This is a genomic window from Bradyrhizobium cosmicum (assembly GCF_032290525.1).
Classification (GTDB): Bacteria; Pseudomonadota; Alphaproteobacteria; order Rhizobiales; family Xanthobacteraceae; genus Bradyrhizobium; species Bradyrhizobium cosmicum_A.
Genome location: NZ_JASXTA010000416.1, coordinates 1 through 252 on the forward strand (window position 1 = coordinate 1; position 252 = coordinate 252).

A 252-nucleotide genomic window follows, 5' to 3' on the forward strand; every position below is an offset into this window, starting at 1 on the left:
CTTCCAGGCGGGCCGCGAATGCGGCGGTTCGATCAGGGGATAGGCGAGATCGCGAAGCTGGCGTTCGTTTTCGGTGAGCTGGAAATGCGAAGGTTTTAGGCCGACGCTGGCCGTGGCCTCGGCCCCTAACCAGCGGTGCATGTCGTCATTACGCATATCGGCGCGGGTGCGGCCGAAATCGCCGCCGCTGCAACCGCCGAGCGCTGCACCTACAACAAGCAGCATGAGAGCCGGGGGTGACCGAAGCCCGGT

The 252-nt window shown here is 65.1% G+C and carries 1 pseudogene; it reads right to left on the reverse strand.

The features are described 5' to 3' along the window. Nucleotides 1–225 (reverse strand): annotated as a pseudogene (locus QSV46_RS40425) (hypothetical protein); the annotation flags it as partial. Nucleotides 226–252 lie beyond the last annotated feature (27 nt).